Genomic DNA, 16,184 nt, shown 5'->3' with positions numbered 1-16,184 from the left:
ATCACGCCTGGCAACAGTATCCGCAGGCGAGAAAGGTTTTACGTTCGCCCGGATCGAAACGGTTCGCGCTTAATTCGTAGCTTGCTACCATTCCGCATGTGAACCTCGCCACCACTGCGCCCCGGACGCGCCGTCTCCGGGTGGATGCGGCGCGTAATCACCAGCGGATCATCGATGCGGCCCGGGAGCTGTTCGCCGACCGTGGACTCGAGATCACGCTCGACGATGTGGCCGAGCGCGCGGGGGTCGGAGTGGGCACCGTGTACCGCCGGTTCGCCAATAAGCGCGAACTCATTTCCGAGGTGTTCGCCGGGCACGTCCGCGAATTCGCCGAGGCGGCGCGGGAGGCGCTCGCCGCGGAGGATCCGTGGGAGGGCGTGGTGCGCCTGTTCGAGTACGCGTGCCGGCATATGGCGACCAACCGCGGCTTCAGCGAAGTAATGCTCGAAATGCATGACGATCCCGAACGCCTGGCTTACCCGCGGGAGCAGATCGGCCCCGCGGTGGCGGCGGTGATGGAGCGGGCGCGGGACGCCGGTGTGGTGCAGCCGGGGATCGAGGCCACGGACCTGTTCGCGTTGATCTATATGGTCGATTCACTCGCCGAGTTCGCGCGCCCCGTCGATTCCGATATCTGGCGTCGCTATATGGCGATCACTCTCAACGGCATTCGGGCCGCGAGTACGCCGCCACAGGCACTGGGCGTGAACGCGCTGAGCCTCGCGCAGGTCGAGCAGGCCAAGGCCGCCAAACCGGGCCCGTGCGCGGTCCGCCGCCGCTGAATCCCACTCCGTGTTCTCCTCGGAAGTTTCCCCTGCGTGAGCCGTCCCCATCCCCTAGTGTTGGACATGTGACCAACTCATGGGTGAACTGGGCCGGTGATCAGCGGTGTGCACCGGCGCGGCTGGCCGCACCGCGCGATCCCGCCGAACTGGCCGGAGAACTCGCCCGCGCCACCACCGCCGGGCATCGCGTGCGCGCGGTGGGCTCGGGACATTCGTTCACCGATACCTGCCTCACCGACGGCCTGTTACTGGATCTGTCCCGGATGAACCGCGTGCTCGAGGTCGACCGCGACACCGGCCTGGCCCGGGTCCAGGCCGGGATGACCCTCGCGGCCCTCAACGAGCAACTGGACAAGCACGGACTCGCCTTCCCGAACCTCGGCGATATCGATGCGCAGACCATCGCCGGCGCCACCGCCACCGGCACCCACGGCACCGGCGCCGAACTACCGAATCTCTCCGCGCAACTGCACACGGTGGAGCTGATGACGGCCGACGGCAGGACTGTCGAGCTTTCCGCGGACTCGGGTTCCGAGGCGTGGCGGGCGGCACGGGTGAGCGTCGGGGCGCTCGGCGTGGTCACCGCGTTCACCCTGCGGCTGGTGCCCTCGTTCGTCCTCGAGGGGGTGGAACGGCCGGTACCGGTCGAAGAGGTCCTGAGCGACCTGGATTCCTATGTCGACGGCAACGAGCATTTCGAGTTCTACATGTTCGCCCACAGCCCGATCGCCATGACCAAACGCAACAATCGGGTCGACCTGCCGCCCGCGCCCCGGCATAAACTCGTCGACTGGTTCGCCGATATCGCCGTGTCCAATCACGTCAGCGACGCCCTGTGCCGACTGGCACGCCGCCGGCCCGCGGTGATTCCGCCGGTCCAGCGGGCCGCGGCCTACGCCTTCAGCTACCGGCGCCAAGTGGACCGCTCCTACCGGGTATTCACCAGCCCCCGGCTGTTCCGGTTCACCGAAATGGAATACGCGATCCCCCGCGAACACTCAGCCGAAGCGATCCGCGAGATCAAGGAGACCGCGAAACGTTTCGACACCCCGATGCCGATCGAGGTGCGCTGGGTGGCGGGCGACGACGCGTTCCTCTCCCCCGCGGGCGGTCGCGCGACCTGCTATATCGCGGTGCACCAGTACGAGGGCATGGCGCACGAGCCGTTCTTCCGCGCCTGCGAAGCCGTATTCGATCGCTACGACGGCCGCCCGCACTGGGGCAAACGGCACTACCAGACCGCGGAGACCTTGCGCCCGCGCTACCCGGACTGGGATCGTTTCGCCGCGGTCCGCCGCCACTACGACCCGGACGGCCGGTTCGCCAACGACTACCTGGACCGGGTACTCGGACCCGTTTCCGCCAGCGCACCGGAATAGGAGGCCGGTTGCCGCGGCGGGGTCCCGCTCAGTGCGCCAGGATCTGCTCGACCAACCGGGGTAGCGCGGTGCCGATGGGTTCGCGCACGACCTCGGTCGCCAGCGAATCGTACGGGGTGGGTTCGGCGTTCACGATGATCAACGCCGCGCCCGCGGCCACCGCCCGCCCGCACAGCGAAGCGGCCGGTTCGACCTGGAGCGATGTGCCGACGGCGAGGAAGATATCCGCCGTCTCCGCCGCCAGGGTGGCTTTCAGGAGTGTGCGGTGATCCAGCGCCTGGCCGAACATGATGACATCGGCCTTCAGGATCCCACCGCACTCCGGGCACGGCGGGTCCGGTTCCCCCATGCCGACGCGGTCGAGTGTTTCGGCCATGCTCGCGGTGTATCCGCAGTCCACGCAGACCACATCGAACATATTGCCGTGGATTTCGATCACCCGCTTCGGGTTCGAACCGGCCCGCTGATGGAGCCTGTCGATGTTCTGGGTGACGATCGTCAGGGCCCGGCCGGCGCGTTCCAGATCCACCAGCGCGAGATGTGCGGGGTTGGGTTCGGCACCCCAGGCGGGGTTGTTGCGGCGCGCCTCCCAGGACCGCACACGCAGCGCCGGGTCGGCCATGTAGTTGTCGTAGGTGGACAGCAGTTCCGCCACCGGGTCCTCGGTCCATACTCCGCGAGGTCCGCGGAAATCGGGGATACCACTGTCGGTGGAGATACCCGCGCCGGTCAGCACGGCGATACGGCCGTCGCGTTCGTGCCACGAAGTCACCGGCGGACCTCCGGAACCGAATCCGACCGGCGGGAGAGGACGCGCGAGCGCGGTGCGCGCCGGGAGGAAATCCGCATACCACAAGCTTAGGCAGCCGGCTTCACCGCCATCTCGGTGCGGTCACCTACCCGCCCGGCAGTTAATTTTCAGCAAACGAAAAACTGGATCCGTTCACGCCGGACACGCCCGAAAGAATCCGTAGGTTTGTTTTCCGCGAGTCGGTCATACCGAACGCCTCTGAACTGCGATTTTTACCGAATTATCACGTCGTGACCACGAAATCGCACAATGCGACCGCACCGCCTGTGATGGTTGTCTCGAGATTTGCTACCCGGTATCCGTGCGGAGATTTGTCCGTTACGGTGAACACAGTTGCCGCGCCCACACCGAGACGGAGGTATCTGCCATGGCCAGCCACCGCGCACCCCGTACGGCAGACCTGCGAGTCGAGTACCGATCGGCCACGCACTACGGCAATAACGGTTTGGTAACCCACCCGGCTGGGTATCCGAAAGACATGACAGCACTGCGTAACCGACCCGCCCGGATCGCCGGTATGGAATGGGGCACCGCATTGCTGGCGCTAGCCACCTGCCTCATTTTCGGTACCGGAATCGCCGCCATCACCCAATCGTTCTCGACCGCACTCATCGCCACCGCCAGCATCCTCGTCGGTTTGGGGATCACGCTGCGCATCTTGCGATCTCCTCGCTGATCACGGATCCGCGCGCCCCGTTCCCGAATACCTGTCCGCAGGACTAGCCTGCGAGCATGGCATCCGGGGACGGGTCCGACGAGACCAGCAGCGGCGACAGCGGCCCGGGCCCCGCGCCCGAACCCGTCGACGCGGCACCGTATATTCCGGCCACCGATCCGGTCGTGGAGATCGGCTGGCTGGACCGGCGCACGCGCCCCCGCGGCACTCGCCGGCCCCGATGGTCCACCGTCCTGCTCGTCACCGCCTTCCTCGCGGTCTTGACCCTCTACCTGCTGCTGCAACCCGGCTGAGCGACGGCCGGGAATAATCCGGTTGCTCCAGCGCTTTAAGGTTGTCGGCATGAAGGAGAAGGGGCGCAAGGTCATCGCGACCAACCGCCGGGCGCGGCACAACTACACGATCCTGGACACCTACGAGGCCGGGATCGCGTTGGTCGGTACCGAGGTCAAAAGTCTGCGTGAGGGCAAGGCCTCACTGGTGGACGCCTTCGCGACCGTGGACAACGGGGAGGTCTGGCTGCGTGGCCTGCACATCCCGGAGTTCAGCCACGGCACCTGGACCAACCACGCACCGCGGCGGGTCCGCAAACTACTGCTGCACAAACGGGAGATCGAACGGCTCGTCGGCAAATCGCGGGAGGGCAACCAGACGCTGGTCCCGCTGTCGATGTACTTCTCCGACGGCAAGGTGAAGGTCGAACTGGCCCTCGCCAAAGGTAAGCAGGACTACGACAAGCGGCAGGACCTGGCCCGGCGCACCGCCGAGCGCGAGGTCACCCGCGAGATCGGCCGGCGCATCAAGGGGATGCGCTGACCGGACGGACGGCACCGGGAAAACGGGAATGAACGACCGTGCTCCAGGTGTTAATATGACTGGCCCGGCAAGGTGCCGGGACGTACGGGGCTGAACGGTTTCGACTGCGTACGTAGATTCAGGGGAAGCGTGTCGGTGCAGGCAAGAGACCACCGTAAGCGTCGTTGCAACCAATTAAGCGCCGATTCTCATCAGCGCGAGTACGCTCTCGCTGCCTAAGCGATAGCGTCTCTGTCGGCCCGAGGTTCGCCCTCGGCTTCGGTGCCGGCATCAGCTAGAGGGCTCACCGCGCGACTCGGTCGCGGAGTAACGCGGGACATCTCACAGCGACTGGGATCGTCATCCCGGCTTGTTCGCGAGACCGGGAGATCCGAGTAGAGGCAGAGCGAACTGCACACGGAGAAGCCCTGGAGACGCGGCGGAGGACCCGGGTTCGATTCCCGGCAGCTCCACTCGGCAGGCCCGGTCCACACGGACCGGGCCTTTGTCGTACCCGGCACGAAATCCGGGCATCTGCCACGTGCCGCATCGGGCCGGGGGTCGCGAACGCCCATACCCGCGGTCGGCGGTAGCGTGGAAGTACAGCTCACGGTGGTCGCCACCGGCGACCCGGCTGCGAAAGAGGTGGGCGCCATGGCCGATTTGCGCGATCCCGGTCGAGAGCATGCCGGGGTGGGTTCCGGATACCGGGTGATGGACGAGGTGCTCGATATCGGCGACGAGGACCACGAGGACCTGGACTACGACCTGGGCGACGACGATCAGGCCGACGAGGTCCGCGAGTACGAGCGTTATATCACCGATCCGCCGGCGGAGTTGGTCATCCGCTATCACGAGAACGACGACACCGGCCGCTTGGGCATCGCCCGCGAACTCGATCAGGAGTGGAGCCGGCGCCGGCGCCGCGAAGAACTACGCGCCGAGGACACTCGCCCCGCGGAGGCCGCGGCCATGGAGGTTCACGACGAACCCCGGGACTGACCGGGCGGCTGCCCGTCGCCGTTCCCGCGCCGGGCGATAGGTTCGACGTCATGGGCGAGTTCGCGGGGTTCCCGATCGCGGGGCCGGACTTCTACGAGGATCTCGAGGCCGACAACTCCAGGACGTTCTGGACCGCCAACAAGCACGTGTACGAGGAGGCCGTGAAGCGGCCGATGACCGCGCTGATCACCGTGCTCGAACCCGAGTTCGGCCCGGCAAAGCTCTTCCGCCCCTATCGCGACGTGCGGTTCTCCAAGGACAAATCGCCGTACAAGACCCATCAGGGCGCTGTGGTGCATACGGCTCCGGGCGTCGGCTGGTATGTCCAGATCGGCGCGCCCGGGCTGTTCGTGGCCGGTGGCCTGTACTCCGCCACACCGGAACAGCTGGCCCGTCTGCGCACCACCCTCGACGACGATGTGCGCGGCGCCGAACTCGAGCAGATCGTGGACAGGCTCGTCGCAGCCGGATACACCCTGGGCGGCGACAAGCTGAAGACCCGCCCCAAGGGCTATCCCCCGACCACCCGCGCATCGATCTGCTCCGGCACAAATCGCTGACGGTCAGCCGGGAATTCGGTTCTCCTGACTGGCTGGAAACGCCGCGAGCTGCCACGGAGATCCGCACCTCGTGGGAATCCCTGCGCCCTTTCGTGGAATGGCTGGGCGCCGTCGTCGGGAACTGAGTCGCCGGCCGCTTCCCCGGCCTGCTGAACCTGGTGGCGGCATGGAGCCGCCGGAACGATAGCCGTCGGCCCCATTGTCTGTTACTCGTCGTCCTACTAATGTGTATCGTCACATGTACCGGCGTTCGCGGGTCCCCGTGACCTCGCCGCCGGTGCCGGTGACGATCGAGGAGGATCGATGAGGCCGTTCCACACCCATGCCTCCGGGCGGGTGACCGACCCGGGACGGGTCGCGCTCACCGCCCGTGACGTCCGGTTCGACTGGACCGGTCTCCCGCTGCACTGGATGAAAACCGATCCGATCGCCTCGCATGTGCTCAATGCCCTGAACCTGCTGCTGCCGGAAGGCGAGCGCAGTTTCCTGACGACATTCGGTGAGGCGCTGCCGTTCGTCCGGGACACCAAGCTGCGCGAGGACATGCTCGGTTTCATCGGACAGGAATCCATGCACGCGGAAACGCATGCGGGGTCACACGAGATGCTGCTCGCCGCGAACGGGATCGACCCCGGACCGTATCTGGAACAGGCCGAATATGTGTTCCGTAAGACCATCGGCCCGCGGCGGTCCACGAACACCCGGGCGGGGCGGCAGCAACTGGTCGACCGGCTGGCCGTGATCGCCGCGCTGGAACACTTTTTCGCGTTTCTCGGCGATTGGGTGCTCAACAGCGACCTGGAGAAATTCGACGCGGACCCGCGCATGCTCGACCTGTACCGCTGGCACGGCGCCGAAGAGGTCGAACATCGCAATGTCGCCCATGACGTCGCCGAATACTTCGGTGTCGGATACCTCCGCCGCGGCGCGGTGATGCTGCTGGTCTTCCCGTCGTTCCTGGTGCTGCTGGTCCGCGGGACCAAATACCTGGTGCACCGCGACCCCACCCTGCCCGACCTCGGATATCCGCGTCTGCTGCTGCGGATCCTGGCGTCGATGCGGCGCGGCGCGTTGCCCGGTATCCCAGCTCTGCTGGTCAGTGCGCTGTCGACCTTCCGCCCCGGTTACAGCCCGGAATCGGTGGGTTCCACCGCGCAGGCCATCGCCTACCTGGCGCAATCGCCCGCGGCCCGGGCGGCCTCGTGATACCGCTACCGGCCGACCTGCACGGCAGAAGGCGGCGGGATCGGACGCTGCGAGTGCTCGACGCCGTCGTCGGTGCCCGGCTGCACTGGACGGCGGTGACCAACCGGCGCGAACTGGTACCGCGCGTGGACGACCGGCGGATTCCCGTGGTGGTCACCGAACGCCGGGTCGAGGCATCCGGCGAAGAGGTGGTGAGCCTGCGGCTGGCCGCACCCGACCGGCGTGAGCTGCCGCCGTGGCGTCCCGGGGCGCATCTGGATGTCGAATTGCCGTCCGGACGGCTGCGGCAGTACTCGCTGTGCGGTGACCCCGGCGATACCCGGAGCTACCGGATCGCGGTGCGCCGCATACCGGGCGGCGGTGGATCCGCCGAGATACACGACAACATCCCGGTCGGCACCGCGCTGGTGGTGCGCGGGCCACGCAACGCGTTCCCGTTCGCGGTCCCGGGGTACGGGTCGCCGGCGCAGCGGGTGCGTTTCCTGGCCGGGGGTATCGGCATCACCCCGATCCTGCCGATGGTTCGACTGGCCGAATCCCTCGGCATCGACTGGACGCTGGTGTACACCGGACGCGCCCGCGACACCCTGCCGTTCCTCCGCGAAGCCGAACAGTTCGGCCAGCGCGTGACAGTGCGGACCGACGACCGGCACGGGCTGCCCACCGCGGCCGAACTCCTGGCGGGAGTCGGCACCGGCACCGCTGTGTACTGCTGTGGCCCCGCGCCGATGGTCGCGGCCGTCGCCGGCGCGGTGCGCGAAATACCCGGCGTGGAGCTGCATTCCGAGCGTTTCTCGGCACCGCCGATCGTGAACGGTGTGCCGTTCGAGATCCAGTTGGGCGCCGGCGGCGCGGTGATCGAGGTGCCCGCGGACCGTTCCGCCCTCGACGTACTGCTCGAGCACCGGCCCGACCAGCCGTATTCGTGCCGCCAGGGTTTCTGCCGCACCTGCCGGGTCCGGGTCGCGGCCGGCACCCCCGACCACCGCGACAAGGTCCTCACCCCGGCCGAACGCGACAACGGCGACCTGCTGGTGTGCGTATCACGCTGCGCGGGTGGACGACTCGTGCTCGACCTCTGACTCCCACCCGATACCGCCGACAGCACGAGGAGACGAACGTGACGGCATCCCTCTCGGAATTTCCGGCCACCGAACGGACGGTGCACCATCGGGGTTTCGACCTCGCCGTCTACGAATACGGTGATCCGGACGCCGAAACCGTCGTGCTGGTGCACGGCTGGCCCGATACCCACCACCTGTGGAACGGCGTGATTCCGCTACTGGCGCGGCGTTTCCATGTGGTCGCCTACGATACGCGCGGGCACGGCGCCTCCACTCGCACCGCACGGGTCGCGGATTTCCGGCTCGCCGAGCTGGCCGCCGATTTCTTCGCGGTCGCGGAGGCGGTGAGCCCGGACCGGCCGGTGCACGTCCTCGCCCACGACTGGGGTTCGGTGCAGGTCTGGGAGGCTGTCTGCGAACCGGAGGCCGCCGAACGTATCGCCTCGTTCACCTCGGTATCCGGCCCGAATCTCGACCATCTCGGCGCATGGGTGCGGGATCGGCTCGGAAGGCCCAGCCCGCGCAATATCTGGCAGCCCTTCACCCAGCTGCTGTCCTCCGCCTACACCGGTTTCTTCATGACCCCCGGTCTGCCCCGCGTGGCGTTCGGGCTGCTGGCCACCGAACAGCGCTGGCGCAAGGTCATCCAGATCATGAACAGCACCGCGCCGGAGACGATCTTCTTCGCGCCGACGCTGAAACAGGACATGGTGAACGGCCTGCTCATCTACCGGGCGAATATCCTCACGCACCTGCGGAAACCGCGCGAGCGCAGGACCGACGTACCGGTCCAGCTGATCGTGGCGGGCCGCGATATCGCGGTCCGGCCCGCCGGTTACGACGATTCGGGCCGGTGGGTTTCGCGGCTGTGGCGCCGCGATATCCCGGCCGGGCACTGGATGCCGTTCTCCCATCCTGATCTTCTCGCCGACGCGACCACTGAACTGGTGGAGGCGGTGGAGCGGGGAGAGTTCGCTGTGGGCGATGCGAAGCGCGCCGGCGGCGGTGAACAGCCCGGCAGTCTGCGGCATTTGCGGATCGCGAGCGAGCCGGCTCGGCGCACCGAGGCGCGCTAGCCAGCCCGCCGGAGCGGGGCACGGAACGCCGTGCGGCGCGGACCGGCGGATCCGGTCACGGAGCCGGGAGCTCTACCGGGCCGGGTTGGGCCCGGCCGAAACGCTCACTCCAGGCGCGGATCTGAGCGATCAGCTCCGGCGGTTCGAGGACCCGGAATTCGGCCTCCAGCGACCCCAGCGCCATGGTGGGCCAGTCCAGCGAATCGGTGGTCATCGAGACTCGGCAACGGCCGGAATCGACTGCCTCCACCGAACTCCAGCGCCCGATCCGCTCGCGTACGAACTCGGCCGGGGCCTCGACCAGGGCTTCGATGCGGTACGGCCGCGCGACATTGTCGACCCCGGCCCGGACGAATTCGGCCGCATCGGCGGTGGGCAGGTCGCGCGGACGGAAGCGGGAACCGTCGCCCGCGGGGCCGGTCAGCCGGTCTATCCGGAAACTACGCCAATCGTGACGGGTGAGGTCGAAGGCCACCAGGTACCAGCGGCGCCCCAGTGATACCAGCCGGTGCGGCTCGACATATCGCTCGCTGGACCGGCCGTCGGCGGCGGTGTAGGCGAAGCGTAGACGTTCACTGTCCCGGCAGGCCAGGGCGACGGTGGTGAGCGCGGCCGGATCGGGGCCGGGTCCGGGCCGGTCGCCCCAGGCGGCCGGGACGGTCATCGACCGGAGCGCTTCCACCCGGCGGCGCAGCCGCGGCGGCATCACCTGGATCACCTTGGCCAGGGCACGCACCGAGGGCTCGGCGACTCCCTCCACCATGCCCTGCATCGCGGCCTGCAGGCCGATGACCAGCGCCACCGCCTCGTCGTCGTCGACCATCAACGGCGGCAGCGCCGCGCCGGCCGCGAGCTGATAACCGCCGTCGACGCCCCGTTGCGCTTCCACGGGATAGCCGAGTTCGCGGAGCCGGTCGATATCGCGCCGCAGGGTGCGCGCCGAGACGCCGAGCCGGTCGGCCAGCTCGTTACCCGGCCAGTACTTGTGCGTCTGCAGCAGCGACAGCAGGCGCAGGGTCCGGGTGCTCGTGTTCGCCATACACTCGATTGTCGTCGAATTGCGGTCGGATTCTGACCGCTGGCCGGAATCGGCCGGGCCGGTTCACTTGGTTGCCCAGTGCATGGAGATACCCCCGATGGTCCGGGCGGTGAGCGACCCGTCCGCGTGTTTGCGGCCGTAGATCACCACCGGAGCTCCGATATCGATACCGGCGGGATCACTGGCTATCAGCACGTAGAGCTTGGTCCCGCTATCGGTGTGGACGACGATATCGGACCGGGTGAGCTCACTGTGGACGGTGAGAGTGCCGCGATCGTTGGCCTTGACCTTGCCGAATACGAAACCCACCCCGACATCCGGCGAGGCCGGCCCGGCCGGCGGACGCCGGGCGGCAGTGGACGGCGGGGGCGGGGGCGTGCCGGTTGCCGGGGTGGCAGCGGCGAAGGTGGTGACGACCGGTTCACTCGTTTCGGAGGGACCGGTCACCCGCCCGAGTACGAAACCACCGGCGATCAACAGGACCCCGAGACCGAGCACGAAGCCCAGTAGTGCGTGACCTCCCCAATAGACGGGCCCGGCCCCTACCGGCACCTCCGGTGGCCGCATACCGTGAGATTCTTCGACTTCTCCAGGGGGATGCCCCGCCGCGCTCGGCTGCTCGTGACCGCGCCCCCGTTCGACCGCGGGAACCATTCCGGTCGCGACTCCTGGGCTCGACCCGCCGGCTCGTGATCCGGAAGCGGCGCGCGCACCGGTTCCTGCGCCGGCACGCACAGCCGCCGGCGGCCGAGCGGCGGAATCCGGTGCCGACTCGACCCGCCCCGAAGCCGGCTCCGGTCCCCCCGTATCGGTGGTCGCTCCGACTGCACCGGCCGGGGCGGGCGCGGCCCCCGCAGCTGTCGGCTTCGACAGCGGATTTCTGTACTCCGGTGTCTCGGGGAGATCGGCAGAGACAGCGGGTGGTTCGGGGCCCCGGGCACCGAGCCCACCGGAACCGCCCCGCGCCGCCCGGATGACTCGTGGGTCCAGCCGGCCGAACCGGTCCTCGGGCAAGCCCGCCCCGTGGCGTGAGCGTGACCACGGAGTGCGCTTGCTGGACATAGTGCCAGGCTAGGGGGTGTGTTCAGCCCCCTATCTTCACTGGCGGGAGGAATCATCGGATGAAAGCTGTTCACAGGCAATATCGTTCGCCGTCCGGTTACTCCGCCGCGACGACCTCGAGCACCTGTTCCCCGTAGCGGGCCAGCTTGTTCTCGCCGACACCGCTCACCGCACCGAGGGCCGGCAGATCGCCCGGTTTCCGGGCCGCGATCTCGCGCAGGGTCGCGTCGTGGAAGACCACATAGGCGGGCACGCCCTGCTCCTTGGCGGTATCGGCCCGCCACTGGCGCAGCTTTTCGAACAGGGAGTTGTCGGCGCCGGTCAGTTCGACCGGCGCGGCTTTCGCCGACTTGGCGCTCCGGGCCGCGCGCGAGGGGGTCGGGCGTTCGGGTTCGCGGCGCAGGCGCACCGTCCGGCCGTCGAAGAGAACGGATTCGCTGGCCTCGGTCAGGGTGAGCACGCCGTAATCGCCGTGCACCGTGAGCAGCCCCTGGGCGAGCAGTTGCCGGACCACCCCGCGCCATTCGCTGTCGCGCAGATCCGCGCCGACCCCGAACACGCTCAATTCGTGGTGGTCGTACTGCTGGACCTTCTGGTTCTTCTTGCCGAGCAGGATATCGATGAGATGGCCGGCACCGAAGCTCTGGCCGCGCTCCCGTTTCAGGCGCAGCACCGCCGAGAGCAGTTTCTGCGCGGCGACCGTTCCGTCCCAGGATTCGGGCGGGCTCAGGCAGGTATCGCAGTTACCGCACGGCTGTGCGGGCTGACCGAAATAGGCGAGCAACTGCGCGCGGCGGCAATCGACCGTTTCGCACAGGGCCAGCATCGCATCGAGGTGCAGCTGCAACTGCCGGCGGTGGGCGGCGTCGCCCTCCGAGGAGTCGATCAGCCGGCGCTGCTGCACCACGTCCTGTAGCCCGTAGACCATCCAGGCCGTGGACGGCAGACCGTCACGACCGGCGCGACCGGTTTCCTGGTAGTAGCCCTCCACCGATTTGGGCAGGTCGAGGTGGGCAACGAAACGGACGTCGGGCTTATCGATACCCATTCCGAACGCGATGGTCGCGACGATGACCAGCCCTTCCTCCCGCAGGAACCGGGCCTGGTTCTCGGCGCGGGTCCGGTGGTCGAGGCCCGCGTGATACGGCAGCGCGCGGATACCGTTCTCGGTGAGGAACGCCGCGGTCTTCTCCACCGAATTCCGGGACAGGCAGTAGACGATTCCGGCGTCGCCGGGATGTTCGGCGCGCAGGAAATCGAGCAGCTGGCGGTCGGGGCGGTTCTTCGGCTCGATACGGTACTGGATATTGGGACGGTCGAAACTGGCGACGAACCGTCGTGCCCCGGCGAGGTCGAGCCGCGCGATGATCTCGTCGCGCGTTTTCTCCGTGGCGGTAGCGGTCAACGCGATCCGGGGCACGTCCGGCCACTGTTCGTGCAATACCGACAGCGCCAGGTAATCGGGCCGGAAATCGTGGCCCCACTGGGAAACACAGTGCGCCTCGTCGATCGCGAACAGTGCGATCCGGCCGCGTCCGAGCAACTGGACCGTGGATTCCATCCGCAACCGTTCCGGTGCCAGGTACAGCAGATCGAGTTCACCGGCCACGTATTGCGCCTCGACCGCCCGGCGCTCGTCCGGGAACTGGGTGGAGTTGAGGAAACCGGCGCGGACGCCGAGCGCGCTCAGCGCGTCCACCTGGTCCTGCATGAGCGCGATCAGCGGCGATATCACCACCCCGACCCCGTCGCGAACCAGTGCGGGAATCTGATAGCACAGCGATTTGCCGCCACCGGTGGGCATGAGCACCAGGGCGTCGCCGCCACCGATCACCTGATCGACGATTGCGCGCTGCTCGCCGCGGAAACTGTCGTAGCCGAAGACCCGGCGTAGCACCTCGTGGGCGGGGTCGTCGGTTGCTGGAGGTGCCACGGCGGTGTCTTCGGCGGTATCCACGCGGCCATCCTACGAGCGCCGGCACCGGCCGCAGCGCGAGAAGGATGCGCCGACGGCGGCGATACCCCGGGTTGTCCCCATGTGGACAACCCGGGATTCCACCTTGCGCCGTGGCGGCGACAGCGGGCGCGGGCCGATCGCATCCCGTAGTTTCCGATCATGGCTCCCACTTCGACCCGCGCCCGCTCCGCACTGTGCGCCTTGGCAATCGCGGCGGCGGGGCTGCTCACCGCGCCCGGCGCGCATGCCCGGATCCTGCCGCCGTCCTGCGCGGACGGCTGGCGAGCCGAGACGCTGCTCGAGGGGGTCGGCAACCTCGAGAATCTGGATTCCGACGGTGCCGGTGGTTTCTACCTCACCGGCATCCTCGACGGGTACCTCGCCCACCTCTCCGCCGACGGAAAGTTCGAGAAGCTGGTCACGGGTCTCGATCATCCGGCGGGCGTGCGGGTGGCCGGTGAATCGGTGTTTTTCCTCACCGGGGACGGTATCGCGGAGGCCCCCGGTACCCTGCGGCGCTACGACATCCGGACGGGCGAGGTGACCGTTCTGCTCACCGGCCTCAACGGCCCGAACGGCCTCCTGCTGCTGCCGGACGGCGATCTGCTGTTCAGCAATATCGGTGCGCGCGGCCTGCCGACGGGGATCTCGCGCTATCGGCCGTCGACCGGCGAGTTCACGCCGACCTGGTCTCCGGTGCCGCTGGCGAACGGCCTGGCGCTGGCGCCCGACGGCCGGTCGATCTATACGAGCAATCTGACCCTGCGACTGTTCCGGATCTCGCTGGACGCGCCGGCGGCGGCACCGGTCGTCGCCGGGCTACCGGACTTCGTCGCCCTGCCCGACGATATGGAGGCCACCCGCGACGGCGATCTCTTCGTCGCCGATCACCTGGCGGGCGCGGTCTATCGGGTGGATCCGGACACCGGGACCGGCTGCTCCGTCATCACCGGATTGATCAAGCGGCCCGACCCGGTCCGTATCCCGCCGGACGGTGCCACCTCGGTCCGTATCGCGCGCGACGGCGATTCCTGGGCCTTGTATGTCACCAGCATGGACGGCACCCTGCGCCGGCTCCGGCCACCGCCCGGTGTCGACCTGACCCCGGCGGACTCCACTCGGCGCTGAGCGAAATTCAGAAATTTTCGGCCCGGAGCTAATTGAGGTCAAAAAGTGGCCGCTATAGGTCATACCGTGGTTCTCGAACACGGAAAAACCCGTCCCGAACAGCCCCGACGAAAGGCGCCGATCATGGCCGCGACCTCCACCATCGACAAGACCGCCACTCCCCTCTCCGGCGAACGCGCCGATATCCTCGCCGAACTGCACAAGGCGCGCTTCTTCCTGCGTTTCACCACCCGCGACCTCACCGACGAGCAGGCCGCCGGCCGCCCGACCCACAGCGAACTGTGCCTGGGCGGCCTGATCAAGCATGTCACCGCGGTCGAACGGGGCTGGGCGGACTTCATCGTGGAGGGCACCTCGGCGATGAAGGACTTCGATGATATGACCGAGGAGGATTACGCCGGCCGCACCGACGAATTCCGGATGCTGCCCGGCGAAACACTCGCCGGGGTGCTCGCGGCGTACGACGAGGTCGCCGCCCGGACCGACGATATGGTCGCGACCCTGCCCGACCTGAACAGCACGTGGCCGCTGCCCAAGGCGCCCTGGTTCCAGGACGAATCGTGGTCGGCCCGCCGGGTGCTGATGCACATCATCGCCGAGACCAGCCAGCACGCGGGCCACGCGGACATCATTCGCGAAGCGATCGACGGCGCGAAGTCCATGGGCTGATCCCGGACGCCGCCCGGCCCCGCCCGTCTCGGCGCGGGGCCGGTTCGTGGTGGCGGGCCGTTCCTCCGGGTACCGCAGGTCTGCGCCGCGCACGGTTGTCGATCTCGGCGTAGAGGGAAGCGGGCGGGTTATCCGCCCAACCGCTCCAGAACCTGCCGGTGCAGGCGCCCGTTGGTCGCCACCGCGTCCCCGCCGTGCGGGCCGGCGCGCCCGTCGAGCGAAGTGAAGGTACCGCCGGCCTCGCGGACCAGGATGTCCAGCGCGGCGAGATCCCACAGCGAAACCTCCGGTTCGGTGGCGATATCCACCGCCCCCTCGGCGAGCAGGCAGTAGCTGAAGAAATCGCCGTAACCGCGCACCCGCCACACCTCGTCGGTGAGTGCGAGGAACTGGTCCCGCAGGCCGCGCTCGCGCCAGCCGGACAGACTGGAGAACGCCAGACTGGCCGAATCCAGCTCGGCCACAGCGGAAACGGTGATCGGCTGCGGCGCTCCCGGATGGAAGGTCGACCACGCACCCTGGCCGTCCGCGGCCCACCAGCGGCGGGCCAGCGCGGGCGCGCTCACCACACCCACCACCGGTACACCGTCTTCGAGCAGCGCGATGAGCGTCGCCCACACCGGGACCCCGCGTACGAAATTCTTGGTGCCGTCGATCGGATCGACAACCCACTGCCGGCCCGTCAGCTCGGCATTCCCGCCGAACTCCTCGCCGAGTACGGAATCCTCGGGCCGGCCGTGCCGCAGCATCCGACGGATCGCCTCCTCCACGGCCAGATCCGCGTCGGAGACGGGGGTCAGGTCCGGTTTGGCGTCGACCTTCAGGTCCAGCGCACCGAACCGTTCGCGGGTGATCGCGTCCGCCTCGTCGGCCAGGCGTAACGCGAGTTCGAGGTCAGAGGAGTGAGCAGCCACACCGGAAACCTTAGTGACCACCCCCGCTCGCGGCCCACGTACCCGCCGGAGCTACGCCCGG

General features: G+C 68.1%; 16 protein-coding genes, 1 other RNA gene and 1 pseudogene. 13 read left to right on the top strand and 5 right to left on the bottom strand.

The window, feature by feature from the left end; all coding sequences use genetic code 11:
* Positions 1-98 precede the first annotated feature (98 nt).
* Positions 99-782 carry a TetR/AcrR family transcriptional regulator gene (locus ACQEVO_RS02270; RefSeq protein WP_432908339.1) on the top strand — a complete coding sequence of 228 codons (684 nt, stop codon included), beginning with the start codon at positions 99-101 and terminating at the stop codon, positions 780-782.
* 68 nt (positions 783-850) lie between these two features.
* A complete protein-coding gene (locus ACQEVO_RS02265) occupies positions 851-2,164 on the top strand; it encodes a D-arabinono-1,4-lactone oxidase (protein ID WP_432908336.1) in 1,314 nt (437 codons plus the stop codon).
* A 28-nt stretch (positions 2,165-2,192) separates the two neighbouring features.
* On the opposite strand, the gene ACQEVO_RS02260 is transcribed toward ACQEVO_RS02265, so the two are convergent.
* Positions 2,193-2,936, bottom strand: a complete 744-nt coding sequence (locus tag ACQEVO_RS02260; RefSeq protein WP_432908333.1) for an SIR2 family NAD-dependent protein deacylase — start codon at positions 2,934-2,936, stop codon at positions 2,193-2,195.
* Between the two features lie 517 nt (positions 2,937-3,453).
* Between ACQEVO_RS02260 and ACQEVO_RS02255 the strand changes: the two genes are divergently transcribed.
* The 9 genes and pseudogenes from ACQEVO_RS02255 (at position 3,454) to ACQEVO_RS02215 (ending at position 9,354) form a co-directional block, all read left to right on the top strand.
* Positions 3,454-3,651: a hypothetical protein gene (locus ACQEVO_RS02255; RefSeq protein WP_280399544.1), complete on the top strand. Its 198-nt coding sequence runs from the start codon at positions 3,454-3,456 to the stop codon at positions 3,649-3,651.
* A 56-nt stretch (positions 3,652-3,707) separates the two neighbouring features.
* Positions 3,708-3,944 (top strand): hypothetical protein, encoded by a 237-nt coding sequence (locus tag ACQEVO_RS02250; protein WP_432908331.1) that lies wholly within the window; start codon positions 3,708-3,710, stop codon positions 3,942-3,944.
* Between the two features lie 49 nt (positions 3,945-3,993).
* Positions 3,994-4,467: an SsrA-binding protein SmpB gene (gene smpB, locus ACQEVO_RS02245; protein WP_280399546.1), complete on the top strand. Its 474-nt coding sequence runs from the start codon at positions 3,994-3,996 to the stop codon at positions 4,465-4,467.
* Between the two features lie 86 nt (positions 4,468-4,553).
* Positions 4,554-4,922: a transfer-messenger RNA gene (gene ssrA, locus ACQEVO_RS02240) on the top strand.
* A 118-nt stretch (positions 4,923-5,040) separates the two neighbouring features.
* On the top strand, positions 5,041-5,448 hold the full coding sequence (locus ACQEVO_RS02235; protein ID WP_432908328.1) for a hypothetical protein: 408 nt from the start codon (positions 5,041-5,043) through the stop codon (positions 5,446-5,448).
* 50 nt (positions 5,449-5,498) lie between these two features.
* Positions 5,499-6,133 (top strand): annotated as a pseudogene (locus tag ACQEVO_RS02230) (DUF2461 domain-containing protein).
* 178 nt (positions 6,134-6,311) lie between these two features.
* Complete coding sequence (locus tag ACQEVO_RS02225; protein WP_432908325.1) at positions 6,312-7,214, top strand: metal-dependent hydrolase; 903 nt, start codon at positions 6,312-6,314, stop codon at positions 7,212-7,214.
* A gap of 80 nt (positions 7,215-7,294) precedes the next feature.
* Positions 7,295-8,296 carry a PDR/VanB family oxidoreductase gene (locus tag ACQEVO_RS02220; RefSeq protein ID WP_432922282.1) on the top strand — a complete coding sequence of 334 codons (1,002 nt, stop codon included), beginning with the start codon at positions 7,295-7,297 and terminating at the stop codon, positions 8,294-8,296.
* 38 nt (positions 8,297-8,334) lie between these two features.
* Positions 8,335-9,354 (top strand): alpha/beta fold hydrolase, encoded by a 1,020-nt coding sequence (locus ACQEVO_RS02215; protein ID WP_432908323.1) that lies wholly within the window; start codon positions 8,335-8,337, stop codon positions 9,352-9,354.
* Positions 9,355-9,409: 55 nt separating this feature from the next.
* On the opposite strand, the gene ACQEVO_RS02210 is transcribed toward ACQEVO_RS02215, so the two are convergent.
* The 3 genes from ACQEVO_RS02210 to recQ form a co-directional block, all read right to left on the bottom strand.
* Positions 9,410-10,393: a helix-turn-helix transcriptional regulator gene (locus ACQEVO_RS02210; protein WP_432908320.1), complete on the bottom strand. Its 984-nt coding sequence runs from the start codon at positions 10,391-10,393 to the stop codon at positions 9,410-9,412.
* A 63-nt stretch (positions 10,394-10,456) separates the two neighbouring features.
* A complete protein-coding gene (locus tag ACQEVO_RS02205) occupies positions 10,457-10,960 on the bottom strand; it encodes a hypothetical protein (protein WP_432908317.1) in 504 nt (167 codons plus the stop codon).
* A 592-nt stretch (positions 10,961-11,552) separates the two neighbouring features.
* On the bottom strand, positions 11,553-13,412 hold the full coding sequence (gene recQ / locus ACQEVO_RS02200; RefSeq protein WP_432908315.1) for a DNA helicase RecQ: 1,860 nt from the start codon (positions 13,410-13,412) through the stop codon (positions 11,553-11,555).
* A gap of 159 nt (positions 13,413-13,571) precedes the next feature.
* On the opposite strand from recQ, the gene ACQEVO_RS02195 reads away from it, so the two are divergent.
* Both ACQEVO_RS02195 and ACQEVO_RS02190 read left to right on the top strand, forming a co-directional pair.
* Positions 13,572-14,540, top strand: a complete 969-nt coding sequence (locus ACQEVO_RS02195; protein ID WP_432908313.1) for an SMP-30/gluconolactonase/LRE family protein — start codon at positions 13,572-13,574, stop codon at positions 14,538-14,540.
* A gap of 123 nt (positions 14,541-14,663) precedes the next feature.
* On the top strand, positions 14,664-15,209 hold the full coding sequence (locus ACQEVO_RS02190) for a DinB family protein (protein WP_432908311.1): 546 nt from the start codon (positions 14,664-14,666) through the stop codon (positions 15,207-15,209).
* Positions 15,210-15,337: 128 nt separating this feature from the next.
* Here ACQEVO_RS02190 and hisN read toward each other — a convergent pair whose 3' ends face one another.
* Positions 15,338-16,123 (bottom strand): histidinol-phosphatase, encoded by a 786-nt coding sequence (gene hisN / locus ACQEVO_RS02185; protein ID WP_432908308.1) that lies wholly within the window; start codon positions 16,121-16,123, stop codon positions 15,338-15,340.
* Positions 16,124-16,184: the final 61 nt, after the last annotated feature.

The organism is Nocardia sp. CA-290969 (assembly GCF_050936135.1).
In the GTDB taxonomy this organism is placed as follows: domain Bacteria; phylum Actinomycetota; class Actinomycetes; order Mycobacteriales; family Mycobacteriaceae; genus Nocardia.
The sequence above is the reverse complement of the archived record's forward strand: the minus strand, read 5'-3'. Positions and strand labels throughout refer to the sequence as shown.

Bases quoted from the DNA above. Each gene is read 5' to 3' on its own strand.
- ACQEVO_RS02255 (WP_280399544.1), top strand. From the start codon at position 3,454: ATGACAGCACTGCGTAACCGACCCGCCCGGATCGCCGGTATGGAATGG.
- ACQEVO_RS02250 (WP_432908331.1), top strand. From the start codon at position 3,708: ATGGCATCCGGGGACGGGTCCGACGAGACCAGCAGCGGCGACAGCGGC.
- smpB (WP_280399546.1), top strand. From the start codon at position 3,994: ATGAAGGAGAAGGGGCGCAAGGTCATCGCGACCAACCGCCGGGCGCGG.
- ACQEVO_RS02225 (WP_432908325.1), top strand. From the start codon at position 6,312: ATGAGGCCGTTCCACACCCATGCCTCCGGGCGGGTGACCGACCCGGGA.
- ACQEVO_RS02210 (WP_432908320.1), bottom strand. From the start codon at position 10,393: ATGGCGAACACGAGCACCCGGACCCTGCGCCTGCTGTCGCTGCTGCAG.
- ACQEVO_RS02205 (WP_432908317.1), bottom strand. From the start codon at position 10,960: ATGCGGCCACCGGAGGTGCCGGTAGGGGCCGGGCCCGTCTATTGGGGA.
- ACQEVO_RS02195 (WP_432908313.1), top strand. From the start codon at position 13,572: ATGGCTCCCACTTCGACCCGCGCCCGCTCCGCACTGTGCGCCTTGGCA.
- ACQEVO_RS02190 (WP_432908311.1), top strand. From the start codon at position 14,664: ATGGCCGCGACCTCCACCATCGACAAGACCGCCACTCCCCTCTCCGGC.